Origin of the sequence: Spirosoma soli (assembly GCF_042684525.1) — a bacterium.
GTDB classification, from domain to species: Bacteria; Bacteroidota; Bacteroidia; order Cytophagales; family Spirosomataceae; genus Spirosoma; species Spirosoma soli.
In genome coordinates, this window is the sequence record NZ_JBHULN010000025.1 from 26,431 (window position 1) to 48,777 (window position 22,347).

Consider the following 22,347-nt stretch of genomic DNA (forward strand, 5'->3'; position numbering starts at 1 on the left):
ATGAAGAAGTTGTCAAAATGGCAACTTCTGGCGTTATTGCAATGTCTTCTATGCGGATTATTGCTAAGCGTACTTTACGGGAATTTTGGGAGGAACATCCAGATGCTGAGCAACCTCTGCTGGACTGGTACGATGTAGCTGTGCTGCAGGACTGGCGTTCGCCTAACGACGTGAAGCAAACATATGGCAGCGCCAGCATCATAGAATCTAATCGGGTTATTTTTAACATCAAGGGCAATGATTATCGCTTGATTACGCATATAGATTACCTGTTTGGAATGGTATTTATTCTTTGGATAGGTACGCATAAACAGTATGATAAGGTGAATGCCCGAACCATTGAATTTAAACGAAAATGATTAAAGTAATTCGTACCGAAGCGCAGTATGATGATGCTCTTGAACGAGTTTACGAACTGCTGCAATTGCATCCAGCACTTAATACACCTGAAGGCGATGAATTGGATTTACTGGTTACGCTTGTAGAAGCGTACGAAGCTGTACACTATCCAATGACAGCATCGGACCCAGTCAGATACCTTAAGAACAAAATGCAACAACTAGGCCTACATCAGTCAGATCTGGTGCCTTTCATTGGAGATAAGACTCAAGTATCAAAGGTGTTAAATCATAAACGAGATTTAACGCTGCCTATGATTAAGCGCTTAAGTAAGGGTTTGAATATTCCAATACAACGTTTGGTAGGTGTATAAGCCTTTTCGGCAACGGCCTGCTCTAGAAGATGTGCCACATTTACGACCGTTCGAGTAGACGAAGAGCGGGTGTGGTTTGGACTGAGTGATGGACGTGAAATTAGTATTCCATTGACTTGGTCGGAACGACTCCAACATGCATCATTAACACAACGACAAAACTATACGTTAAGCGCATTCAATGTCTTCTGGGATGATAGTGGCGACATAATTGGCGTTGAGAATGTGCTTTATGGAAACAAGTTGTATTTGTAAGCACAGCCTTACTTTGTGAAACGAATAAGTAAACAACAAATAATGGAATTGAACGTATTAACCGCCCCGCTGACAGCACAGGAAATTGAGTGGCGGGTGCAGAGCCAGACCAAAGACGGTCAGAAAATTATTGTCGTGCCCTATATCACCAACCGCTGTGTCATGCAGCGCTTCGACGAACAGTTCGGTTGGGCAGGCTGGCAGAATGAAATCAAGGAAATCGAAGGAGGTTTCTTGTGCACAATCACAGCCGTACTGCCAGGGGGCGAAATTGTCAGGAAAACGGATGGAGCCAGCCGCACCGGTATTGAGCCCGTAAAAGGTGGTATCAGCGACGCTATGAAGCGGTGTGCTGTGCAATTCGGCCTGGGACGGGCGCTTTACGACTTTCCTAAGGTGTTCGTAGAAACAACCGACAAATACATCCCCAACTGGGCGACACCCTTGCTGGATAAAATGGTCGACAAGATTAACGGCGGAGGGACGGTACGTGATGTGGTCGTGCTGAAGCCTGAACATGCCAAGACTAAGACATCTACCTAGAAATCTGGCTACTATTAAACAACACGAAAAGGGCTCTGCTAGAAAGCGGAGCCCTTTTCGGCGTTAGTCAGTTTACTTTTTACTACCACTCACTGCCGCAGGTAATGACATACTCATTCCTTGAGATAAGGCCAGCAATTTGTCGCTGAGTGTGTTAATCGCTTTTTTGTACCGGGCTTCGAGGTCGGGCAAATTGGCGGTAGATTTCAGCGAGGCTTCGTAAAGCAGGCCGGGCAACATCCAGGATGCGTAACCGCTGTTCGGGTCTGATGATGCGTAAAGTGACCGGTACCATGACCCAAACGCATTGCCCTTAGGATCAATGAATGCCCGTTCCAGTAAACGCAGTTCCTTATTTAACTCCACCAGTTTATCCGTACGGCCAGTTTGCAGATAAGCCTGACGAGCCGTTTCGCAGGCGTCAGCGTTCTTTTTCAGATCAGCGACGGCATTGAGTAGCGGCTGGATTGAATATGTTGGGGCATAGGATTGTATCGCTTTTTCGGCCGCTTTCAGGTGAACCGCTAGGTCAGCTGGGTAACGGGCAACGTCGTAAGGGACTAAGTCAGCGTTGGCCAGCCGAAGCGTCATTGTGCCTACGACCTGCTCCATCATAGGCCCCATTTTATAAGTCGGATCGGCAAACTTATCGTAGAAATAAAGGTCGTCGTATTGAGAATGGTACAGCGTTGGGCCTTCCATGCCAGCACTCAGCGACGGGATGCCAACGTGCATATACGGCCCGATATGGTCGGAGCCACCGCCAAGATTACCAATCGTAGGCTCTCCCGCAGCAACAGCCGGCGCTGAAGAGCCCGTCACGCGGGTCGGATTGCCTGCTGCGGTGTGGCTCATCCAGTGCTGATACACCGTTTTGTTTGAGTCCGGATACTGCACGGCCTGAGTGGCTTCAATAATCAGCCTCTTCATGGATGGCGAAGCCGATGCCCCAAATATCCGCCCCGAGACGGCGGCATCGTAGTTCATGTAGGCTACGGCTTTCTGCGTTAGTTCGTCACGAAACTGTTCTGACCACTCGGCAGAGCCAATTACCCCTGGCTCTTCGGCATCCCAGTGGCATACTTTAATCGTGCGCCGTGGTTTCTGACCCGCTTTGGCTAGTTTGCCCAGTGACTCCGTCATGCTCAATAACATGGCCGTTCCTGAGTTGGGGTCGGTAGCCCCGTACGACCAGGCATCGTAATGACACCCGGCAATAATCCATTCGTCCGGAAACTCACTGCCGGTTAGTGTGCCGACCACCTGATAAATGCGTTGAATTGCTTTTTCCTGCTTCACCATCAAGCGTACTTTTAGAGCTGATCCTCCTTCTAGTCGATATGTGAAGGGTAAACCGCCCTGCCAACCCGCTGGTACGGACTTCACACCCGTCATGCGTTTTAATATATCAACCGCTGAGCCATAGGGCAGGGGCGTAACTGGAATTTTGTGCAGCGCTACGTCTTTTTCCGCCAGCCGTTTCGGAGTATTTTTAGCATCCAGCGGTAAGGCTGCCTCGCCCGGTGTGAGCGGATCACCGGTGTAGGGCGTCGTGAGCAACGACCCACGCTGAATGATACTCTCACTATAGTACGGTCCTTCGGGAAAGGTGAAGCCGCGCATATAACCCGAGTCGGCCGGGTCGGTGAATATGATGACACCGACGGCACCGGCCGCCTGGGCAAACTGGGCTTTGTATCCCCGAAAATTACCACCGTAGCGAGCCAGCACAATCTTACCGGCCACTGAAATGCCCATTGCCTTCAGTTGCTCAAAATCTTCTTTTCGGCCGTAATTGGCGTATACGACCTCCGCCGTCACATCACCAGAACCCGACCAGGCGTTGTAGCCCGGCGTAAGACGCGGGTCGCTGCTGTATTTGTCTTCTTTGAAAATGAATTCCCGAATGTTGAGCGGCTGCCGGATTGGCTCAACCAGCTCAACGGCAATCTCACCCGGTCCTTTGGGGAGGAGTACGTCATGCGGGTAAATGTCAACCTGCCAGCCCGCTTTACGCATCGTCTCGGCGATATAATCGCGAACGCGCTCGTTCTCGGGCGTTCCCGTAATGTGTGGCACGCTGCTTAACTTTTCGAGGTGCTGTTTGAAAGCGGCCGACGATTGTTTTGTCTTAAACTCCGTTTCAAGTTTAAGCTGGTTCGCTTGCCGGGCGGGTGTGAAACCGGTTAGTGTCTGAGCGGTAAGGGAGGAAGTCAATAGCGCCAGGCAACAAAAGAGGGGGATACGTACGGAGCTGTTCGTCATAAAGTTCAGGTTATATGCCTACTAAATGTCAGCAATTCGTGCGTAAAAGCCTAACTGAGAGGAGTATAAATAAAAAAGAAGACCCAGCCAGCCGGGTCTTCTTTTTTATGTTCAATAAAGTCTTCTTATTGTTTAGCTGCTCCTTGTTTAGGCATTTCGAAAATGGCCGGGTCTATTTTACCATTGAATACAACATTTGAAACGGTCAACGTAATCGGGCCGGGCATAGCCGGGCTACTGATTTCAACTGTTGACGGAAGTTGCAAACCTTGAGTATCTTTATAATTCGCGTATCGGGTAGAAATCTCTCCTGACTGCCCCTGCATACTGACAGTGGCTTTAGCGCCTGCCAACTGATACGTAGCTGCATCAACGAAGTAGTTGATGACACCCTCGGGGCGGGTCACTTTCAGATTGAAAACATCTTTGTCATTGAGTTTTTCTTTACCTACCAGCTCAACGGGATATTTCTTGGATTTTGCCGTAGCCAGCTCAGTACCAATTACATACGCGTTTCCTTTCTGCTGTTTTACCTGGTCTTCGGGCAAGGCCTGTGCCCCAGACCCACCGGCCATGGGGTTGATTGACCAGCCTTTGTCGCCGTCGACTACGTTGGTAATCTGCTGACCCATTGCTGAAATATCCGTACGGGCCGACTGGCCAACCACAACAGATGATTTTCCCGTCATGTCCATGCCCATAATGCTCATATTCTGGTCGTACTGAACCGTTTTGATGGCATCAATTTTATCGGCGCCACCGATGGCGGCAATGTTCTTGTCGAGGATATCGTTTGCCGTCTGAGCAAACGTAAAGGCCGGAATTGCCAACAAGGCAACAAGATTGATGAGTTGTTTTTTCATGGAAAAGTTAGTCAGAAACTAGATCAAAGATAATGAATTGGTCCGGTAAACTCGTGTAAGGTTCGGCATAAAAGCTGAATCAGTAGTATAAACTCTACACGATCGGTAAGCTTTACACATTTGTCGGCTTGCAAGCCTGACAAGCGTTTTATACCTTCATCCACTCAAATCTTAATATTCCCACTCTACGATGTTGACTACCACTCGTGTCAAACTTTCCGCCATGATGTTCCTGCAATTCTTTGTGTGGGGCGCGTGGTACGGACAGATGAGTAAATACTTGCTAACCCAGCTTAATGCCACTGGCGATCAGGTCGGTAATGCCTACGCGGCATTCTCCCTGGCCATGATCATTGCGCCGTTCTTCGTTGGCATGATTGCCGATCGTTATTTTGCCGCTCAGAAAGTGCTGGGTGTACTAAATTTGCTCGGCGCAGGAGTGCTTTATCTAATTACGCAGAACACCGACCCTGATAACTTTTTTTATCTGATTCTCGGGTACTGCATTACGTTCGCGCCAACGCTGGCGCTGACCACCTCAATCGCCATGCAGCAAATGAACAGTCCCGAAAAAGAGTTTCCGGCTATTCGGGTGTTGGGCACGGTAGCGTGGATCATAGTGACGAACATCGTCGGTTACTATGGCTTCGGTGATAAGGTAACGATTTTCCAGTTATCGATGTATTCAGCGATTGTGTTAGGCATTTTTGCTTTCTTTTTGCCCGATACGCCACCCAAAGCCACCACATCTACATCATTCTCGCAGATTTTGGGGCTCGATGCCTTCAAACTGTTTAAGGATCGTTCATTCGCCATTTTCTTCTTGTCGTCGGTGCTGATCTGCATTCCGCTGTCATTTTATTACGCCATGGCGAACCCCTCGCTCACCGATGGGGGTATGCAGAACGTAGAGAACAAAATGTCGTTAGGCCAGGCATCGGAAGTAATCTTCATGCTGTTGATTCCCTTAGCCTACACACGGTTGGGGGTTAAAAAAATGCTGATTGTTGGTCTGGTGGCCTGGATTGTACGTTTTATCTGCTTTGGTTACGGAAACGCGTCTACCGAGTGGATGCTCTACCTAGCCATTGTGTTGCACGGCGTTTGTTACGACTTCTTCTTTGTGACGGGGCAGATTTACACCGACAACAAAGCCGGTGAGAAAATTAAATCGTCGGCACAGGGGCTGATTACTCTGGCGACATACGGTATTGGCATGGGGATTGGCTCGAAGCTGTCGGGGATTGTGCTGGACATGTACACTCGTCCCGACGGTACCAAAGACTGGCTGTCAGTTTGGTTGGTGCCGGCTGGTATTGCTGCTGCTGTACTCATTGTGTTCGTCTTGCTGTTTACGGATAAGAAAAAGTTAGTTCCAGCCCAGGATGAATTGGTGACGGGGCCGCTGTAATTGAAGAGGCTGAAAAAGCAAAATATAGGCTACTTTATATAGGACTTCGCTTGCTTTTAATTTTGTTCGTCAACTATGAACGGTAAACGACGCATCACTTTCTACACGGATCTGAATGGACCGCATGAAGATCAGGTTCGCGAGCAGGTTGCAATGACTCCTGAAGAACGGTGGCAGGTGTTTTTGCGTATGAAACGGCGTCACTACAGTTTGTTCGGTCCTGCTAAAAAAATCGCCAGACGAATTTCGATAGAAACGCCAACATGGATATAGACGATGATGGATTCGTTAGGTTTGTTACGGCCGCCGACCATAATAAACTCGATTACGTGCTGATTGGGGGGATGGCTTTAATTCTGAATGGTGGCTTCTATATACAGAAGAAGCTGATGTATGGATGGAGCCTTCTAACGAAAATCGTGGCCGGTTGTTGGATACGCTACGAGAGCTGGGGTTTACCAGTGAAGAATTAGAACCTCTTGAATCAGCTGACTTTACACAACCTCAAATTGTTCGCTTAGAGGAAGGCGTTGATATTTTAACAAGAATACATTTCCGGTTGAACTACATGGAATGTCGTAAACGGGCAAAAGCTTTTGTAATGCCTGGCGGTCAAACCATTTACTTCCTACACATCAATGATCTGCGTGAGACTAAAGTCCTAGCTCGTCGCACAAAAGATCTGAATGACATTGTTATGATTGATGAAATCATTGAGGAGGTTAAAAAGCAGGGCAACTCACTAGATTGAGCTTCATTTTAATGCAACTTATCTCTTACAATATAAACGGTATCCGGGCTGCCATGAGGAACGGGTTGATTGACTGGCTGGCGCAACACTCATTTGATGTTCTCTGCTTTCAGGAGGTTAAAGCCACCACAGACGTAGTGGATCTGAAGCCGTTTGAGGCTCTTGGCTATCAATACCACTGGCATGCTGCCGAAAAGAAAGGCTATTCGGGCGTGGCTACATTCTCTAAAATTATGCCTACCAATGTCGTACTCGGCTGCGGTATTCAGGCGTATGACTGTGAAGGACGAATTCTTCGTACTGACTTCGACGACGTAACGCTGCTTAACTGCTACTTTCCGTCTGGAACGACTGGCGAAGTGCGTCAGGGCGTCAAGATGGAGTTTCTGAGCGATTTTTACGATTACGTTCAGAACCTCCGCCAAACCCGACCCAAGTTGATCGTCGTGGGTGACTACAACATTGCTCACAATGCCATTGACATTCACGATCCCGTGCGTAACAAGAATACCACGGGTTTTTTGCCCGACGAACGAGCCTGGATGGATCGCTGGTTTGCATCAGGTATGACGGACGGCTTCCGCTTCAAACACCCTGGAGAAGTAGCCTATAGCTGGTGGAGTTACCGCGCTGGTGCCCGCAGCGGGAATAAAGGATGGCGGATTGATTACGCATCGGTAACCGATAACCTCCGCGATCAGATTATAGACTGTCGGATGCTTCCCGACGCCGTCCACGCCGACCACTGTCCGGTCTGGCTGACGTTGAACATAAAAAAGCAACCCGTTTTTTAACGTATCTTAGCTTACTAAATACCCCTTGCTATGAAACGGGATTGGGAAGAATTAACGGCAACCTCTTATATCGATACAGTGGCTGAACTGCAAAGTACCCTAGCCGAAAACGACTATGAGCAAGTTTCGGAGGGCTTACAAACGTTACTAGATAGTATGTCGCAGGAATTGAAGCGGGCATTACGTAGCCAATTGTCTCGCTTGATGATGCATGTGATCAAATGGAAAATTCAGCCCGCAAAGCGGTCAGGTAGTTGGGCTGTGTCAATTTTAGATGCCCGTGAAAACATCGAAGAAATCATCCAGGAAAAGCCAAGCCTCAACCGACGTTTTATAGAAGAAATTTGGGATAAAACAGTACAACAGGCTATTCGTAAGGCAGAAGAAGAAACGCAATGCCGTACCAACCTAACCACGCTAACCTGGGAAGAAGTATTTGAGGAAGAGTACTCAGTTTTAACCAAAAATTGAACGATTGAGCACTTCCTGCTATTTCCTGATCTACAAACCCTACCTGATGCTCTCGCAGTTCTCCAAGGAGGGCGAGAAACCAACACTAGCGGATCTGGACTATACATTTTCCAGTGATGTGTATCCAGTTGGCCGGCTCGATGCCGACAGTGAGGGTTTGCTGTTACTCACCAACGATAAGCAACTCAACCACCGATTGCTCAATCCTAAGTTTCGCCACAACCGGACATATTATGTGCAGGTAGATGGAGCACTGACTCCGCAAGCATGTCGTCAGCTTTCGGAGGGCGTCAGTATATCGGTAGACGGTAAATCCTACCATACATTGCCCGCCAATGCACAGCCCATTGAGGAACCAACATTGCCAGAGCGTAATCCACCGATTCGCTATCGGGCTACTATTCCAACATCCTGGTTATCTATCTCGCTGCACGAAGGAAAAAACCGTCAGGTTCGCAAAATGACGGCGGCAGTAGGCTTTCCGACGCTCCGGCTTGTGCGCTGGGCTATTGAAGATTTCACCGCCGAAGGCATGATAGCTGGTGAGGTCCGTGAACTGAGCTGGGCAGAAGTTATGCAGGGATTGAAGTTGTAATAACGTGCGTCTCGCCCGTTATTACAATATTCCTTCGTCGGCGAAACTGTAGTATGCCTTATCCGTGAAAATAAGGTGATCGAGGACGGGAATGTCCAGCAGACGGCCGGCATCTTTAAGCTTGCGGGTTAAGTCTTTGTCAGCCTGCGAAGGCGTGAGATTTCCTGACGGATGATTGTGCAGCAAGATCATTGACGAAGCCAGATGCTCAATAGCCTGCTTAAAAATAATCTTAGGGTCGGCTACTGTACCCGATACGCCCCCGGCACTGATTTGCACCGGTCGTAGCACCTCGTTGGCGCGATTCATGAGTAAAATCCAGAACTCTTCGTGCGGTTTGTCAATCAGGTGCGGAATCATCTCGTTGTAGGCGTCTCGAGAGCAGGTGATGCGAGCACGTTGCGGGCGATCCTGCTCCTTTCGTCGGCGGCCTAGTTCGAGGGCTGCCACGATACTAATGGCTTTGGCTTCACCGATACCCCGAAATTTTGACAAGTCTTTAATGCTGAGTCGGGCCAGTTCATTGAGGTTGTTGCCAACGCTCTTAAGAATGATTTTGGCCACGTCGACGGCGGTCAGATCGACAGTGCCCGAGTTAATCAGAATAGCAATAAGCTCAGCTTCCGACAGGGCTGCTTTGCCTTTGAGCATGAGTTTTTCGCGGGGGCGATCTTCTTCGGCCCAGCTTTGAATGTTTCCAGAAGTTTCGTAGGTCATTACGGGGGAAATTATAAAAGTTAACCACAGAGACACAGAACCCTCAGAGCTCGTAAAATGGATATGCCCAGTGTCCCAGTGCTTCTGTGTTTTAAGATCAAACAAGGCAATATCTGATATTTTAGGGCATAAAAAAACCTCACCCTGAAAAAGGTAAGGTTTCCTGATTGCTGTGAGCCGAAGTAGTTGTACTAAGCGGCTGCTGGCTTGAGGCTATTCACCAAACGAGCCAGTTTCGACTTGTTGTTAGCAGCCTTATTTTTGTGAATAATGTTACGCTTAGCAAGCTTGTCCAGAGCTGACGATACAGATTTGAACAGTTCAACGGCCATTGCGTGGTCGGTTGTAGTACGTAGTTTTTTCACCATGTTCCGGGTCGTTACGTGCTGGTAGCGGTTCAACAGCCGCTTCTTGGCACTCGACCGGATTGCTTTCTTTGCTGACTTATGGTTTGCCATCGGTATGTAAAATGAAATCGTTGTCGCGATAAGAGGGCGCAAAAATAAGAATTTCGGATGAAACAACCAATAGTTCCCCCCGAAATTCTCTTAAGTTTTACCCTTTACGGCCGAATATCGGCGTTGACAATCAACGTCTTTTCCCAAACACCGTTATTCTGAGCTACAAACTCTTTGTAGGCTTTGCTTTGCTCAAATAGTTTGATATCAGCTTCGCTCTGGAACGTTAAATAATGCACAACATCGTAGCTGGCAACGGCCTGATTTGGCAAAATTGTCTTGCCCGACGTATAACCTACGATCTGTGGAATTTCGTGTTTTAGGGCTGCAAAACCGTTCATATGCTGTTCAACTGCTGCACTTTCAACCCCATTTTTGAATTTTATGCATACAATTTGCTGTTTTTGGGCTTTTCTTGCGGGTGAATACGCACCGTATATTGTTAAAGCGAAAGCACACATCAGCACAACAATTAAGGCATAGCCCCGTGACTTACCATTCATGATTATTTGCGTTTTATTTATTAAACCAAATTTTATTTTATTTACGTGGCACTTTAATTTGAATAGTTAAATTTATTGCTTATAAAGTACCATGATTTGTCAAATGTACAACAGATTTATTTGGCAGTTTGTTTTCTGTATTATTTTTTGTGGAAGTTTACTGATCGGTACGTGCGCTTATGCCGAATGGCCTGCTCGCGATCGAGTTCAGAAGCAGCGTCCTGTCTGGGGATTCTATGCGCATCAGCAGATAAATCGGCTGGCGGTTTTCACCTTACCTGCCGAGATGATGCCGTTTTTTAAGAAGCATATTGGTTTCTTAACCGATAATGCTGTTAACCCTGACCGGCGCCGATATGCAGTAGTAGGGGAGGCTCCTCGTCACTTTATTGATCTGGATGCTTACGCCGATACGTCAGCCGCAACACTGCCCCGTTACTATAAAGATGCCGCTGACCGCTACGGGGAAGATACGTTAGCCTTGCATGGGCTCGTGCCGTGGCATATTCAGTTTACAAAATACCAGTTGACAGAAGCATTTAAGCAGCGCGATGTTCGGCGGATTCTGCGCGTAGCGGCTGATTTAGGTCATTACATTGCCGATGCAAATGTGCCGCTTCACACCACGCGTAATTACAATGGTCAGTTGACGAACCAACAGGGAATTCACGGATTTTGGGAATCTCGCTTGCCGGAGTTGTTCAGCGCTGATTATGACTTCCTGACGGGGCAAGCGGAATACGTGTATTCACCGCAGAAAGCCGCCTGGCGAGCGGTGTTTAATGCACACACGGCGTTAGATTCGGTGCTTCGCTTTGAGCGTCAACTTACCGAAAAGGTGGGCGAAACCCGTAAGTACGGGTTTGAAGAGCGTAACGGTATTACCACCAAGGTATATTCCGCCGATTTTTCGCGGCAGTACCATGAACAGCTACGCGGACAGGTTGAACGCCAGATGCGGGCGTCGGTAAAAATGGTTGGCGACTTCTGGTACACTTGCTGGGTCGATGCTGGCCAGCCTGACTTGAGGGCCTTAGCCAAATACCAACTCACTGAGCAGGAGCAAAAAGAGGAAGCCGAGGAAAAGAAAAGCTGGCTAAAGCGCCTGTTCTCGGCGAGGGAGGAATTCTGAACCGGGATTTAGCTGATTTTAGGATTAATCTGATTTTGCTTTTTACAGCAACGATTAGCAAAATCAGCTAAATCCCGGTTCTGACTTGTTTAGACGCTGAACGTCTTCATATACTCCGCATCGTTCTTCATGCTGGTCATGACGGCCTGCGGGTATTCTTCCTGTTCGACAATGAAATACTTCATGCCATTGTCCATGGCAGCACGTAACGTCTTTTTGAAATCGACGTCTCCTTTGCCCAGGTCATTCTGGACAGGTTTGCCATTCTCCTTCTTGTAATCCTTAATGTGGCACAGTTCGTAACGCTTGCCGTATTTCTGCAGATGAGCAATCGTATCCTGACCGGCTACATCAATCCAACACAGGTCTAACTCAAACATTACGTTCTGAGGATCGGTGTTCGCTAACAGATACTCCTGCGGGATTTTACCATCAAGTGGTTTAAACGAGTAATCGTGGTTGTGGTAACCAAATTTCAATCCGCTTTTGCGAGCCATTTCGCCCGTCGTATTAAAGCCATCGGCAATACGTTTCCAGTCGTCAAACGACTTCTGAGCACCGATGTAAGGGCAAAGCAGATACGTCAGTCCGGCTTCGCTGGCCATATCAATGCTTTTCTGTAGCTCGGCTGGTTTTCCGGCCTGCCCGCCATAGTTGAAGTGCGTACTGATCATCTTTACGCCTAAATCGCCCAGGAACGATTTGATTTCTTTAGGTTCCATGCCCCACAAAAAGCCCTGCTGACCGCTGTAGCTTTCAAATTGTTTGTAGCCCATCTGAGCTAACTGGGTCATAATGCCTTTAGGGTCTTTGGGCAGCACGTCACGTACGCTGTACAGTTGGACCCCAAATGGGTCGATTGTTTTCGCAGGGGCGTTGGCTAATAAACCGGTTTGGCTAAGGGTAAAAGCGCCGGCCGTGAGCAGGCCAGATTGTTTTAGAAAACTGCGTCGTTGCATGATGTAAAAGGTTTGCTACACTAAAACGCAAAGATGGGCCGCTTCTACGTAATAGACGACTTCTTTTTTGTTTCAAGTTGCTTGTGCGAAACCGTGCATGACAAACCGTAGCCACCGACGTATCTTTGTTGCTTTCATTAATACGAATGACATTTTCTAAATTATTTCTACAAGCCGGTCGCGATGAAGCAGTTCGACGCTTTCATCCCTGGGTATTCTCACGGGCCATTGGCCGCTATGAGGGCGACTTAAATGACGGCGACGTAGTTGAGGTATTTGACAGTAAGAAAAAATATCTAGCCACGGGCCACTATCACGACGGTAGCATTGCGGTTCGTATCTTCTCGTTTGGAGCCACCGCTGGCGGACCCGTTACCCCTGATTTGCCGTACTGGACGCAAAAACTAACGCACATTCGGAGCATACGTCAGGCCATTGTCACTGGCGATACAAACTGCTATCGGCTCGTTCATGGCGAAGGCGACGGCTGTACCGGCCTGATTGTGGACATGTATAATGGCGTTGCTGTTTTTCAGGCTCATTCAATTGGCATGCATCGCGAGCGGCAAGTGATCACCGAAGCCCTCAAAGCGGTTTTTGGCGAAGAATTAAAGGCCGTTTATGATAAAAGTGCCGATACGTTGCCCGACGAATACGGAGCTACCGTAACGAATGGATACCTGTTTGGGCGAACTCCCGTGCCTCATCCTGTTCAGGAAAACGGCAATACGTTTTTGATTGATTGGATCACCGGCCAAAAAACGGGGTTCTTTCTCGATCAGCGCGATAACCGGGCACTGCTGGCTCAGTATGCCAAAGGGAAAAAGGTTTTAAATGCTTTCTGTTATTCAGGTGGTTTTTCGGTGTATGCGCTTAAAGCCGGAGCTAGCCAGGTGCACTCAGTAGATGTGTCGCAAAAGGCCATTGATCTTACCAATCAGAACATTGCCGCCAACTTTGGGACTGATGGCGGTAATCATGAAGCCTTCGCCCAAGACGTAATGCAGTACTTAAAAGCTCATGATCATCAGTATGACGTTGTTGTCCTTGATCCGCCAGCCTATGCTAAAAGCTTATCAGCACGGCACCGGGCGGTACAGGGATATAAACGACTAAACGCCGAAGGAATGCGTCGGGTGGCTAAAGGAGGTATTTTATTTACGTTCTCCTGCTCGCAGGTAGTTGACCGTGAGCTGTTTTATAACACCATTGTGGCGGCCGCCATTGAAGCCGGACGGCAAGTACGGGTCTTGCATCACCTAAGTCAGCCGGCAGATCATCCTGTCAGCTTATTTCATCCAGAGGGGGGGTATCTCAAAGGTCTGGTCCTCTGGGTTGAATAGGGGCGGGTGACGTTGCACAAAAGAAGTTTCTGTTTGTGCCCCTGGTTGGAGATAATCAATTAACCGAACACCCACATTGCTTGTTGATAGAGAAAACAATCTCTAACGATACAACCTTGGCCGCTTTCCGTTAATTTTGGCCGGTTGTTTGCCCAATTCATCTGATGATATTGTGCCGCTGGAGAAATCAGTACCTCCAATCTGTCTCTTTGTATAACCCGATACATACATAGCTGAATATGGCTGAATTAATTAGAATGCCCAAGATGAGTGACACCATGACCGAAGGCGTCATTGCAGAGTGGCACAAAAAGGTGGGCGATAAGGTGAAAAGTGGCGATGTACTAGCCGAAGTCGAAACCGATAAAGCAACAATGGACCTCGAAGCCTACGAGGAAGGTACGTTGCTCTATATTGGTGTTGAGAAGGGTTCGTCAGTACCAGTCGATGGAGTGCTGGCAGTAATCGGCGCCGATGGTGAAGATTACAAAGCGTTGCTCAATGGGTCGAGCGGAGGTAGCCAGGAGGCAGCACCCGCGGCTGAAGCTCCTCAGTCAGCACCATCTTCTAACGGGGCTGCGCCATCCGGTGGGGCACCATCCGGTGGGGCACCCGCGCCGAGTGGTAACGCCAAGAAAGACGAGGTAGCCACAAACCTGCCCGATAAAGAAGCGGTTTCAGCGGCTCCCGCCGAGAATGTCAATGCCTCAGTCATTCGGATGCCGAAGATGAGCGACACCATGACCGAGGGCACCATTGTTACCTGGCACAAGAAAGAAGGCGATACGGTTAAATCGGGTGATATTCTGGCTGAAGTCGAAACCGACAAAGCAACGATGGATCTTGAAGCTTACGAAGAAGGTACGTTGCTGTACGTCGGCGTAAAAGAAGGATCATCAGTAGCCGTAGACGATATCATTGCGGTTGTCGGCGAAAAAGGTGCTAATTTTAAAGTATTGATTAGCGGTGGTGCCGGAGCAGCCGCTGCTCCAGCACAGACAACCGGTAGCGATGCAGAAACCGGTCGAGTTCCAGCGGCAACAGGACCGAGTGGTAACGCAACGGCTCAGCAGAATCCTCAGGCCGACCAACCCGCCAATGCCGCCACCGACCTTTCCTATAGCGGAGAAAAAGGCGAGCAGGAAACCGAATCAAATGGCCGTGTAAAGGCTTCACCATTAGCTAAACGTATTGCCGAGGAAAAAGGCATTAGCCTGAATCAGGTGAAAGGTACTGGACCCGAAGGCCGCATCGTGAAAAGTGATGTTGAGTCATACGTACCAGCTACACCTCAGCAAAAACCGGCTGGTGCTCCAGCACAACCAGCCGCCCCACCGACCCAGGCTTCGGCTACTCCTCAGCCCTCCCCAGCCCCTGTTGCCCAGGGCGACTTTGAGGATGTGCCCGTTAGCCAGATGCGGAAGACAATTGCCCGTCGACTGAGCGAAAGTATGTTTACCGCTCCGCACTTCTACCTGACCATGGAAATCAACATGGACAAGGCCATGGAGCTACGTGGTACGGTCAACGGCATCAGCCCGGTGAAGATTTCGTTCAATGACTTTGTGCTTAAAGCCGCTGCTGTAGCACTCAAGCAACACCCGAATGTCAATTCGTCGTGGTTGGGCGACAAAATCCGGCGGTATAAATACGTCAACATCGGCGTAGCGGTTGCGGTTGATGAGGGCTTACTTGTGCCGGTTGTACGTAACGCTGATCAGAAAACGCTATCGACGATTGCTGCGGAAGTAAAGGAAATGGCGGGTAAGGCGAAGGAGAAGAAGCTGCAACCGAAGGATTGGGAAGGCAGCACGTTCTCGATCTCGAACCTCGGTATGTTTGGCATCGACGAATTTACGGCTATCATCAATCCACCTGATGCCTGTATCATGGCGATTGGCGCTATCAAGCCGAGCGTTAAGTTTGAGGGCGAAGTTGCAAAACCAACGAACGTTATGAAAGTAACGCTCTCCTGCGACCACCGCGTTGTCGATGGAGCTACCGGAGCTGCTTTCCTGCAAACGTTTAAGGAACTGCTGGAAAACCCAATGCGTATGCTTGTTTAGTATCCTGGACGGCTACGTCCGGGCGTGAGATAGTTTTGCTACCCATACCCAGACGTAGCCGTCCAAGACACACAAAAAAACCTCCCGAGTACTCGGGAGGTTTTTTTGTAGGAGTAAAGTAGAATTATAACGCAGCCGGCTCCATAGCAGCTTGTAATTTCTGCTCTAACACGTTGCGCGGAACGGCACCGATTACTTTGTCAACTAATTGACCATTCTTGAACACCATCAGCGTTGGAATGCTACGGATACCGAATTTGGCGGGCACCTGAGCGTTCTGGTCAACGTCCATTTTGGCAACAATGGCTCTACCATCGTAGTCATTAGCGAGTTGTTCAACAACGGGGCCAATCATCTTACAAGGACCACACCATTCGGCCCAAAAATCTACCAATACTGGTTTATCTGAATTTATAAGTTCGTTGAAGTTCGCGTCGGTCGCTTCTACGGCAAGTGATCCTGCTGCCATGGGTGAAATGAGTTTATTAAGTTGAACTTGTTTCAGACGTATAAACCAGATAGGAGCGGATTAGTTCCGAAATTATACTGGCTTGCCCATTCTGCTGCTCGGGGCTTGAACCTATCCTTACTTTCAATTAGATAGCTCATTTGCGTTTTAATTAACTACCAGTGGTAGATTATATAGCGGCAATGAGACTGAAAAATAAAAGCTAGTGCATAGTCAACTTTCCAGGACTAAGCTTGGAGCTTTAGATTAAATCAGACCATCAACTGGAAAAAAGCCATGAAGACGTATTGAGTTGCTGAATGACTGAGGTTAACCGATATTTTTGTCTGATTTGCATGGATGCCACTAACCAGTAGAAGAGGCTTGCTAATGATACAATTCGTTCGAGTGAGTCGTTTTATGCCAAAACGGTCCTGGCATATACCTGTACGTTACCTTATCCGTTAGCTTTGAGTACATGAAGAAAATAGCGTTTATAGTTCAGCGGTACGGCGAAGAGGTGAATGGTGGGGCCGAATATTACTGTCGGTTGATGGCCGAACGGCTGGCCGGTACGTACGAAGTTGATGTGCTGACCAGTTGCGCACTGGAATACGTTGTCTGGGCCAACTGGTATCCGGCCGAGACCACAACCCTACACGGCGTGCGGGTCCACCGTTTTGCCACGCAATTCGAGCGGCAGGTAAAGCAAGCGTCAAGAGTTGAGCATAAACTGAAAAAATGGTCCCGACCCGAGCAGTGGCAGGGACTGGGCCGACTCAAAATGTGGGCTCGTGCACTGGTAGGCAAGAGCATCCGGCGCTACAGTCGGTTGTGGTCCATGTATCAAGGTCCCTATACCCCCGACCTTATTGCGTACCTGAAACGGAACCACCACCAGTATGACGCTCTGATCTTCATTACGTACCTGTATTATCCTACTACGGCCGGGTTAAACATTGCACCTAAAAAGTCCATATTTATTCCAACGGCGCACGACGAAGTGCCTATTTACCTGCCGGTGTTCCGACCGGTATTCCAGAAGCCCCGAGCAATCTTATTCCTGACCCCGGCCGAGCAACGCTTTGTTCATCAGTTGTTTCACAATGAAACGATCTATAATGACGTAGTCGGTGTAGGCATTGAACCCGCTAATGCTGTAGCCGATAAGTCTGTTAAAGACATACTTGGTACTAGCGCTGATTATTTGCTGTACATCGGGCGAATCGACACGGCGAAGGGCTGCGATATGCTGTTCGCCAATTTCATACGCTACAAAGACGCGAATCCATCAGAGTTGAAGCTGGTGTTGGTTGGGCAAGCGTTTATGCCTATACCTGAGCATCCTGACGTATTGGCGGTTGGCTTCGTCGATGAGCCAACGAAAGCAACTTTACTGAAGGGGGCAAAAGCGCTCATAATGCCGTCGCCCTACGAAAGCCTGTCCATGGTGACGCTGGAAAGTTTTGCCGCTGGTATTCCGGTTATTGCCAACGCGGACTGTGCCGTGCTCCGCGACCATATCGATTCCAGTAAAGCCGGTTTCCTGTTTCACAACTATACTGACTTTGCCGAGGCCGTCGATCTGGTCATACAACAGGACTCGTCGGTAATGGCAGCTAATGCGCAGGCTTATGTCCGCCAGTATTACACCTGGAACAACGTGCTGGCTACGTTTACCAAAGCCGTTGACTACGTGTCAAGCTAAGCAGGAAACGTTCGTAGTCGCACTATTTAATGAATAGCGGATGAGAAGCTGCTACCTAACAACTTCGTGCATCATATTCAGGCGTTTGTAAGCGCTATCGTGCCGGTTGATCAAGTCGTAGTGGTTGCCTCGTTCTATGATTTGGCCACCCTCCATAATCAAAATTTCATCGGCTTCTTTAATTGTACTCAGGCGGTGGGCAATCACCAGCGTAGTTCGGCCTTCCATCAGGTTATCGAGGGCTTCCTGGACCGATTTTTCTGATTCGACATCCAGCGCCGACGTGGCTTCATCCAGAATCAGGATAGACGGTTTCTTGAATACGGCGCGGGCAATGCTCAATCGCTGGCGCTGACCGCCACTTAACCGTATGCCCCGGTCGCCGATGTTGGTGTTGTAGCCATCTTCGGTTTCCATGATAAAGGCATGAGCATTGGCCACCTTAGCCGCTTCTATGACGTCTTCCAGCCGGGCATCTGGTTGACCCAGGGCGATGTTGTTGAATATCGTATCGTTGAATAGGATAATCTCCTGGGTTACAAAACTCATTTGCTTACGTAGCGACTCCATTGTGTAGTCGCTAACATCAACACCGTCGATCCTGACGCTTCCCTGCGTGGGTTCGTAAAAGCGGGGGATGAGGTCGGCAATGGTCGATTTACCAACACCAGACGGGCCCACCAACGCGATTTTTCGGCCTTTGTCCATCCGGAAGCTGATGTTTTTCAGAACGGGTTTGTCGCCGTACTGGAAGCTTACATTGTCAAAAACAATATCCCGCTGGAAAGGCTTCATTACAATCGCATTTGGCTTGTCCTGAATTTCGATTGGCTTATCCAAGAGTTCAAGAATACGTTCCCCGGCGGCCTGCCCTTGTTGAATGTTGGTCAGGGCCACTACAATGGCTTTGGCCGGACGAATGACCTGTGAGAAAATAGCGATAAAGGCGATAAATGAACTCGCCTGTAGGTTGCTCTCGTTGCTGAGCACTAAACTGCCTCCGTACACCAGAATGCAGGCTACCACAAACACCCCCGAGGCTTCGGAAAAGGCAGGGGCCAGCTCCCGGCGCTTGAAGCCTTCCAGACTGGCCCGCCGGTAAAAGTCATTTTCGGTACTAAAGCGCCGAAGCACAAATGGGGTCGCGTTGAAGGAACGAATGATGCGCATGCCCATCAGCGTTTCGTCCATCAGCGTAAGCATGCGCCCCATGGATGATTGTACGTCTTTCGCTTCTTTTTTGAGCTTTTTAGTTACGGCCGCTATTCCGACGGCAGAAATCGGAATAATGACCAGCGTAAACAACATCAGCTTAGCGGAGATTAGGAACAAGGCCACAAAATAGCCAATGAGCATATAGGGTTCTTTGAACACGACTTCAATGGAACTGCCCGCTACGCTTTCTATGGCATAGACGTCGCCGTTGAGCCGGGAAAGCAGGTCACCTTTGTGCTCTTTGGTAAAATACCCCAGATGCAGATGGTTAATCTTTTCGAACAGGGCTTCGCGAAGGCGTTTGACCAACAAGGTTCTGGCTCCCAAGAGGCACTGCTGCGCCAGGAACCGGAACAGGTTCGTCAGGACTACTGCCACCACAATCATACCCGCCAAAAAGTACAGCGCGTGAACCGGATTGGTGGTCTTGAAGGTGTAAATCAGATGGTAAAACGCATCTTTAAAATACTCGGGCGATAGCCGGAAGGTTGGGGTGACCGCGTACTTTGCGGCATCGGCCGTGTTGATCGGATCAAATAAGAAATTAAGCAGCGGAATGATCAACGTAAACTGAAAGACGTTGAAAAACACACTAATGATAGTGAAAATAAAAAATGGAATGATAAACTTTCCATAAGGCCTGGCGTAGACCATTAATCGCCTGTAAATCTTCATTCGTCGACGTTAACATAAATAAGAACCCTCTCTGCTATTAATAAACAGGCCTGAACGCCCCGGATTATTAAAGCAGTGAGCGGTACACTTCAATGTATTTTTTAGCAGAGTCCTCCCAGTTGAACGTAGCACTGTGGGCTTTCAGTGCTTCTTTGAGTTGGCTACCTGCCTTTTTATAATGCTGCATTCCAATCCTAAAGTCGTCGTGCATAGTATCGAAATCATCAAAGTAAAAGGCTAAGTCCTTGCCTATCTCGGTCATGGCGGTATGCTTTGATATAAACACTGGTTTGCCAACAGACATGGCTTCGGTAATGGGTAAGCCAAATCCTTCGGCCAGCGATGGCATCACCACCGCCTGACAGTTGTGGTAATACCAGGACTTCTCGTTTTCCGTAATTTCGTTCACCAGATGCGTCCGGTCCTCTACGTTCAGGTCCGATGCGTGCTGTTTAATAAAGTGGGCGTAAGCTTTATCCTCATGTCGGCCAGCCAGCACCAGTTCTAAACTCGGGTTACTCTGCAGCAAAGGTAAAATTCGATGCTGATTCTTTTTGCGGGCAATGGCACCAATGTTGAACAGAAAGGGAACCGCTGGCCGGTACGATTTTTCTTCCAGCGCCGGATGAGGCAGCCCGTTCGTTCCGTTATAGATGACATGAATCGGCTTATTTCCGAGGTTGCAGTGAGTTAGTACGTCGTTTTTGGTAAACTCCGAAATGCAGACAATAGCGTCACTGCGGTTTATGTTTTCCTGTAGATGCCTCAGTGATCGCTCTTTCTTTCGCTGGGGCTTATCCTCATAAAGGAAATTAAGATCATGTATAGTGAGCAGCACTTTTATTTTTCTGTTGCGCCGTGGTACATAGTTAGAGTTCTGGTAGGTACAATGCCATAGTTGAAATCGACTGACTGATGGCATAAAAAACTTCTGCAAAGAATGTTGAGGGAAAACGGGTACTGAGGAGCCAAACGCTGACGGAATATGACGGGGCATAAATACCGCTAATCGTTCCTGAGCCATACGTTGCTGAAGGGCTCTCCCCAAATTGAGACAAAAGTAGTACAGTCCGGTGTTGGCATACTTCATTCGCTCGCAATCGAAGATGATTTGATTCATAACAGAACCCCCTTACAAGGTTGTTTTAGCTGAAAGAAAAGTTTAACGCATGCGTACGCACAAAAAATAAATGCACCTTTATAACGGTTCAATAGATGTGTCCCTTGCCCACTAGCGAAACATCTCATGCTGTTCATGCTAAATGAAGGACCGATTAATGGAGCAGAGGGTTCGAATAGCTATGTATAATACCTGCTCTATAAAGTTAATGTTGCCCTAATTGAAAAAAAGTGATGTAGAGCTTATGGCTCACGCACGATCCTGATTTATGTTCCGTAAAATATTGGATTGCAACTTGATGAAATACCCACATTCTGGTTTGTATTACTATTGTCAGAATCTGGGAGAGACTATCAACAAGCTGCTGGTTGAGGAGCACCAACCCTTACTACAAATGTACCTTCCTCCGCGGAGGAAGCTAAAACTACCCCCCGAACCTTATCATCTGGTCGAGCAACGGTGGCACAAACTGTTTACCCCATTCCTCAACGACTGTCGAGTATGGCATGCTCCTTTCCAATCCGGACGGATTGTGCCTAACAAAAAGAGGTACCCTAACATGAAAGTCGTATTGACAATCCACGACTTGAACGTACTGCATGAAGGCAAACCCGAAGCGTATCAGCAAAAAAGTCTTGCCCATACCCAGTCATTGATTGATCAAAGTGACGCAATCGTCTGTGTTTCAGAATTTACTCGGAAAGATGTACTGGCTAACTGCAACGTCGGTAATAAACCCCTGCATGTGATTTATAATGGTGCTAACAAAGCGCCAAACTCGGTTAGTGAGCCGCCCTCCTTTCAGCCTGAGCGCGAGTTTCTGTTAGGGGTAGGGTATCTGAACAGTAAAAAAAATTTTCACGTGCTGCTCCCCTTACTACAGGCCAACCCCGATCTGGAACTGATTATAATTGGCCGTCACGACGATCCGGAATACGTAACACAAATGAAAACACGGGCGCAGAGCCTGGGTGTAGAAACGCGGGTACACTTGTTGGGTACCGTCTCCGAGGAAGAGAAGAGCTGGTATTTAAGCCATTGCAAGGCGCTGTTGCATCCTTCCCTGGCAGAAGGTTTCGGCTTGCCCGTAATTGAAGCCATGCAATTTGGTAAGCCTGTCTTCTTATCGACGCTTACTTCGTTGCCCGAAATAGGGGGAGAGGCCGCTTTTTACTTTCCTGACTTCGCCCCCGACACCATTCAGGAGATATATAGCCGAGGTATGAAAGCGTATGAAAACCCAGCGCTGGCTGAGGCTATTGTTAAGAACGCAGCACGTTTCGACTGGCGGGAAAGTGCCAGGCAGTACTTGTCTGTTTATGAGTCGCTTATGTAATAGATTG

23 protein-coding genes and 1 pseudogene are annotated in these 22,347 nt (G+C 48.5%); 15 read left to right on the forward strand and 9 right to left on the reverse strand.

Translation table 11 applies throughout. The features are described 5' to 3' along the window. The first annotated feature begins 17 nt into the window (after positions 1-17). The 4 genes and pseudogenes from ACFSUS_RS26395 to ACFSUS_RS26410 all read left to right on the forward strand — a co-directional run bounded on the left by ACFSUS_RS26395 (position 18) and on the right by ACFSUS_RS26410 (position 1,510). On the forward strand, positions 18-359 hold the full coding sequence (locus ACFSUS_RS26395) for a type II toxin-antitoxin system HigB family toxin (protein WP_456243010.1): 342 nt from the start codon (positions 18-20) through the stop codon (positions 357-359). Next, complete coding sequence (locus ACFSUS_RS26400; RefSeq protein ID WP_381527597.1) at positions 356-712, forward strand: helix-turn-helix domain-containing protein; 357 nt, start codon at positions 356-358, stop codon at positions 710-712. The genes ACFSUS_RS26395 and ACFSUS_RS26400 overlap by 4 nt, the downstream gene beginning before the upstream one ends. Before the next feature lie 54 nt (positions 713-766). Next, positions 767-967: pseudogene (locus ACFSUS_RS26405) on the forward strand (DUF2442 domain-containing protein); the annotation flags it as partial. Between the two features lie 42 nt (positions 968-1,009). Then, positions 1,010-1,510, forward strand: a complete 501-nt coding sequence (locus tag ACFSUS_RS26410) for a Rad52/Rad22 family DNA repair protein (protein ID WP_381527599.1) — start codon at positions 1,010-1,012, stop codon at positions 1,508-1,510. Between the two features lie 72 nt (positions 1,511-1,582). On the opposite strand, the gene ACFSUS_RS26415 is transcribed toward ACFSUS_RS26410, so the two are convergent. Further along, on the reverse strand, positions 1,583-3,775 hold the full coding sequence (locus tag ACFSUS_RS26415; RefSeq protein WP_381527601.1) for a M28 family peptidase: 2,193 nt from the start codon (positions 3,773-3,775) through the stop codon (positions 1,583-1,585). A gap of 125 nt (positions 3,776-3,900) precedes the next feature. Then, a complete protein-coding gene (locus tag ACFSUS_RS26420; RefSeq protein WP_381527603.1) occupies positions 3,901-4,638 on the reverse strand; it encodes a LolA family protein in 738 nt (245 codons plus the stop codon). Between the two features lie 190 nt (positions 4,639-4,828). Here ACFSUS_RS26420 and ACFSUS_RS26425 point away from each other — a divergent pair, with 190 nt between their 5' ends. From ACFSUS_RS26425 to ACFSUS_RS26450, 6 genes are all read left to right on the forward strand, one after another. Next, complete coding sequence (locus ACFSUS_RS26425) at positions 4,829-6,049, forward strand: nucleoside permease (RefSeq protein ID WP_381527605.1); 1,221 nt, start codon at positions 4,829-4,831, stop codon at positions 6,047-6,049. Positions 6,050-6,124: 75 nt separating this feature from the next. Beyond that, complete coding sequence (locus ACFSUS_RS26430; protein WP_381527607.1) at positions 6,125-6,322, forward strand: hypothetical protein; 198 nt, start codon at positions 6,125-6,127, stop codon at positions 6,320-6,322. A 124-nt stretch (positions 6,323-6,446) separates the two neighbouring features. Next, entirely contained in the window at positions 6,447-6,800 is a 354-nt protein-coding gene (locus tag ACFSUS_RS26435; protein WP_381527609.1) for a hypothetical protein, read from the forward strand. Between the two features lie 11 nt (positions 6,801-6,811). Beyond that, complete coding sequence (locus ACFSUS_RS26440) at positions 6,812-7,594, forward strand: exodeoxyribonuclease III (RefSeq protein ID WP_381527611.1); 783 nt, start codon at positions 6,812-6,814, stop codon at positions 7,592-7,594. A 30-nt stretch (positions 7,595-7,624) separates the two neighbouring features. Further along, positions 7,625-8,065: a DUF29 family protein gene (locus ACFSUS_RS26445; protein WP_381527614.1), complete on the forward strand. Its 441-nt coding sequence runs from the start codon at positions 7,625-7,627 to the stop codon at positions 8,063-8,065. A 4-nt stretch (positions 8,066-8,069) separates the two neighbouring features. Next, a complete protein-coding gene (locus tag ACFSUS_RS26450; protein WP_381527617.1) occupies positions 8,070-8,660 on the forward strand; it encodes a pseudouridine synthase in 591 nt (196 codons plus the stop codon). Positions 8,661-8,681: 21 nt separating this feature from the next. Here the strand turns inward: ACFSUS_RS26450 and radC are convergent, their stop codons facing one another. The 3 genes from radC to ACFSUS_RS26465 all read right to left on the reverse strand — a co-directional run bounded on the left by radC (position 8,682) and on the right by ACFSUS_RS26465 (position 10,338). Next, positions 8,682-9,377 carry a RadC family protein gene (gene radC, locus ACFSUS_RS26455; protein ID WP_381527619.1) on the reverse strand — a complete coding sequence of 232 codons (696 nt, stop codon included), beginning with the start codon at positions 9,375-9,377 and terminating at the stop codon, positions 8,682-8,684. A gap of 191 nt (positions 9,378-9,568) precedes the next feature. Beyond that, positions 9,569-9,835: a 30S ribosomal protein S20 gene (gene rpsT, locus ACFSUS_RS26460; RefSeq protein WP_381527621.1), complete on the reverse strand. Its 267-nt coding sequence runs from the start codon at positions 9,833-9,835 to the stop codon at positions 9,569-9,571. A 104-nt stretch (positions 9,836-9,939) separates the two neighbouring features. After that, positions 9,940-10,338: a Dabb family protein gene (locus tag ACFSUS_RS26465; protein WP_381527623.1), complete on the reverse strand. Its 399-nt coding sequence runs from the start codon at positions 10,336-10,338 to the stop codon at positions 9,940-9,942. Positions 10,339-10,441: 103 nt separating this feature from the next. Between ACFSUS_RS26465 and ACFSUS_RS26470 the strand changes: the two genes are divergently transcribed. Beyond that, positions 10,442-11,470 (forward strand): zinc dependent phospholipase C family protein, encoded by a 1,029-nt coding sequence (locus tag ACFSUS_RS26470; RefSeq protein ID WP_381527625.1) that lies wholly within the window; start codon positions 10,442-10,444, stop codon positions 11,468-11,470. 89 nt (positions 11,471-11,559) lie between these two features. Here the strand turns inward: ACFSUS_RS26470 and ACFSUS_RS26475 are convergent, their stop codons facing one another. Next, complete coding sequence (locus tag ACFSUS_RS26475; RefSeq protein ID WP_381527627.1) at positions 11,560-12,429, reverse strand: sugar phosphate isomerase/epimerase family protein; 870 nt, start codon at positions 12,427-12,429, stop codon at positions 11,560-11,562. Positions 12,430-12,575: 146 nt separating this feature from the next. Here ACFSUS_RS26475 and ACFSUS_RS26480 point away from each other — a divergent pair, with 146 nt between their 5' ends. Together ACFSUS_RS26480 and ACFSUS_RS26485 are read left to right on the forward strand one after the other, a co-directional pair. Then, positions 12,576-13,772 (forward strand): class I SAM-dependent rRNA methyltransferase, encoded by a 1,197-nt coding sequence (locus tag ACFSUS_RS26480; RefSeq protein ID WP_381527629.1) that lies wholly within the window; start codon positions 12,576-12,578, stop codon positions 13,770-13,772. Positions 13,773-14,011: 239 nt separating this feature from the next. Then, positions 14,012-15,838 carry a pyruvate dehydrogenase complex dihydrolipoamide acetyltransferase gene (locus ACFSUS_RS26485; protein ID WP_381527631.1) on the forward strand — a complete coding sequence of 609 codons (1,827 nt, stop codon included), beginning with the start codon at positions 14,012-14,014 and terminating at the stop codon, positions 15,836-15,838. A 124-nt stretch (positions 15,839-15,962) separates the two neighbouring features. Here the strand turns inward: ACFSUS_RS26485 and trxA are convergent, their stop codons facing one another. Next, positions 15,963-16,307, reverse strand: coding sequence for a thioredoxin (gene trxA / locus ACFSUS_RS26490; RefSeq protein ID WP_381527633.1), 345 nt, complete (start codon positions 16,305-16,307; stop codon positions 15,963-15,965). A gap of 457 nt (positions 16,308-16,764) precedes the next feature. On the opposite strand from trxA, the gene ACFSUS_RS26495 reads away from it, so the two are divergent. Beyond that, positions 16,765-17,994 carry a glycosyltransferase family 4 protein gene (locus ACFSUS_RS26495; RefSeq protein WP_381527635.1) on the forward strand — a complete coding sequence of 410 codons (1,230 nt, stop codon included), beginning with the start codon at positions 16,765-16,767 and terminating at the stop codon, positions 17,992-17,994. Between the two features lie 51 nt (positions 17,995-18,045). Here the strand turns inward: ACFSUS_RS26495 and ACFSUS_RS26500 are convergent, their stop codons facing one another. Both ACFSUS_RS26500 and ACFSUS_RS26505 read right to left on the reverse strand, forming a co-directional pair. Next, the gene (locus ACFSUS_RS26500; protein ID WP_381527637.1) at positions 18,046-19,884 is read right to left on the reverse strand and encodes an ABC transporter ATP-binding protein; all 1,839 of its coding nucleotides are present in this window, start codon (positions 19,882-19,884) and stop codon (positions 18,046-18,048) included. A 67-nt stretch (positions 19,885-19,951) separates the two neighbouring features. Then, positions 19,952-21,004 carry a glycosyltransferase family 4 protein gene (locus tag ACFSUS_RS26505; RefSeq protein ID WP_381527639.1) on the reverse strand — a complete coding sequence of 351 codons (1,053 nt, stop codon included), beginning with the start codon at positions 21,002-21,004 and terminating at the stop codon, positions 19,952-19,954. Positions 21,005-21,398: 394 nt separating this feature from the next. Here ACFSUS_RS26505 and ACFSUS_RS26510 point away from each other — a divergent pair, with 394 nt between their 5' ends. Then, positions 21,399-22,340 carry a glycosyltransferase family 4 protein gene (locus tag ACFSUS_RS26510; RefSeq protein ID WP_381527641.1) on the forward strand — a complete coding sequence of 314 codons (942 nt, stop codon included), beginning with the start codon at positions 21,399-21,401 and terminating at the stop codon, positions 22,338-22,340. Positions 22,341-22,347: the final 7 nt, after the last annotated feature.

What these genes read in the sequence shown, in the direction of transcription:
- ACFSUS_RS26395 (WP_456243010.1), top strand. Translation starts at nt 18, where the DNA reads ATGGCAACTTCTGGCGTTATTGCAATGTCTTCTATGCGGATTATTGCT.
- ACFSUS_RS26400 (WP_381527597.1), top strand. Translation starts at nt 356, where the DNA reads ATGATTAAAGTAATTCGTACCGAAGCGCAGTATGATGATGCTCTTGAA.
- ACFSUS_RS26410 (WP_381527599.1), top strand. Translation starts at nt 1,010, where the DNA reads ATGGAATTGAACGTATTAACCGCCCCGCTGACAGCACAGGAAATTGAG.
- ACFSUS_RS26415 (WP_381527601.1), bottom strand. Translation starts at nt 3,775, where the DNA reads ATGACGAACAGCTCCGTACGTATCCCCCTCTTTTGTTGCCTGGCGCTA.
- ACFSUS_RS26420 (WP_381527603.1), bottom strand. Translation starts at nt 4,638, where the DNA reads ATGAAAAAACAACTCATCAATCTTGTTGCCTTGTTGGCAATTCCGGCC.
- ACFSUS_RS26425 (WP_381527605.1), top strand. Translation starts at nt 4,829, where the DNA reads ATGTTGACTACCACTCGTGTCAAACTTTCCGCCATGATGTTCCTGCAA.
- ACFSUS_RS26430 (WP_381527607.1), top strand. Translation starts at nt 6,125, where the DNA reads ATGAACGGTAAACGACGCATCACTTTCTACACGGATCTGAATGGACCG.
- ACFSUS_RS26435 (WP_381527609.1), top strand. Translation starts at nt 6,447, where the DNA reads ATGGAGCCTTCTAACGAAAATCGTGGCCGGTTGTTGGATACGCTACGA.
- ACFSUS_RS26440 (WP_381527611.1), top strand. Translation starts at nt 6,812, where the DNA reads ATGCAACTTATCTCTTACAATATAAACGGTATCCGGGCTGCCATGAGG.
- ACFSUS_RS26445 (WP_381527614.1), top strand. Translation starts at nt 7,625, where the DNA reads ATGAAACGGGATTGGGAAGAATTAACGGCAACCTCTTATATCGATACA.
- radC (WP_381527619.1), bottom strand. Translation starts at nt 9,377, where the DNA reads ATGACCTACGAAACTTCTGGAAACATTCAAAGCTGGGCCGAAGAAGAT.
- rpsT (WP_381527621.1), bottom strand. Translation starts at nt 9,835, where the DNA reads ATGGCAAACCATAAGTCAGCAAAGAAAGCAATCCGGTCGAGTGCCAAG.
- ACFSUS_RS26465 (WP_381527623.1), bottom strand. Translation starts at nt 10,338, where the DNA reads ATGAATGGTAAGTCACGGGGCTATGCCTTAATTGTTGTGCTGATGTGT.
- ACFSUS_RS26470 (WP_381527625.1), top strand. Translation starts at nt 10,442, where the DNA reads ATGTACAACAGATTTATTTGGCAGTTTGTTTTCTGTATTATTTTTTGT.
- ACFSUS_RS26475 (WP_381527627.1), bottom strand. Translation starts at nt 12,429, where the DNA reads ATGCAACGACGCAGTTTTCTAAAACAATCTGGCCTGCTCACGGCCGGC.
- ACFSUS_RS26480 (WP_381527629.1), top strand. Translation starts at nt 12,576, where the DNA reads ATGACATTTTCTAAATTATTTCTACAAGCCGGTCGCGATGAAGCAGTT.
- ACFSUS_RS26485 (WP_381527631.1), top strand. Translation starts at nt 14,012, where the DNA reads ATGGCTGAATTAATTAGAATGCCCAAGATGAGTGACACCATGACCGAA.
- trxA (WP_381527633.1), bottom strand. Translation starts at nt 16,307, where the DNA reads ATGGCAGCAGGATCACTTGCCGTAGAAGCGACCGACGCGAACTTCAAC.
- ACFSUS_RS26495 (WP_381527635.1), top strand. Translation starts at nt 16,765, where the DNA reads ATGAAGAAAATAGCGTTTATAGTTCAGCGGTACGGCGAAGAGGTGAAT.
- ACFSUS_RS26500 (WP_381527637.1), bottom strand. Translation starts at nt 19,884, where the DNA reads ATGAAGATTTACAGGCGATTAATGGTCTACGCCAGGCCTTATGGAAAG.
- ACFSUS_RS26505 (WP_381527639.1), bottom strand. Translation starts at nt 21,004, where the DNA reads ATGAATCAAATCATCTTCGATTGCGAGCGAATGAAGTATGCCAACACC.
- ACFSUS_RS26510 (WP_381527641.1), top strand. Translation starts at nt 21,399, where the DNA reads ATGTACCTTCCTCCGCGGAGGAAGCTAAAACTACCCCCCGAACCTTAT.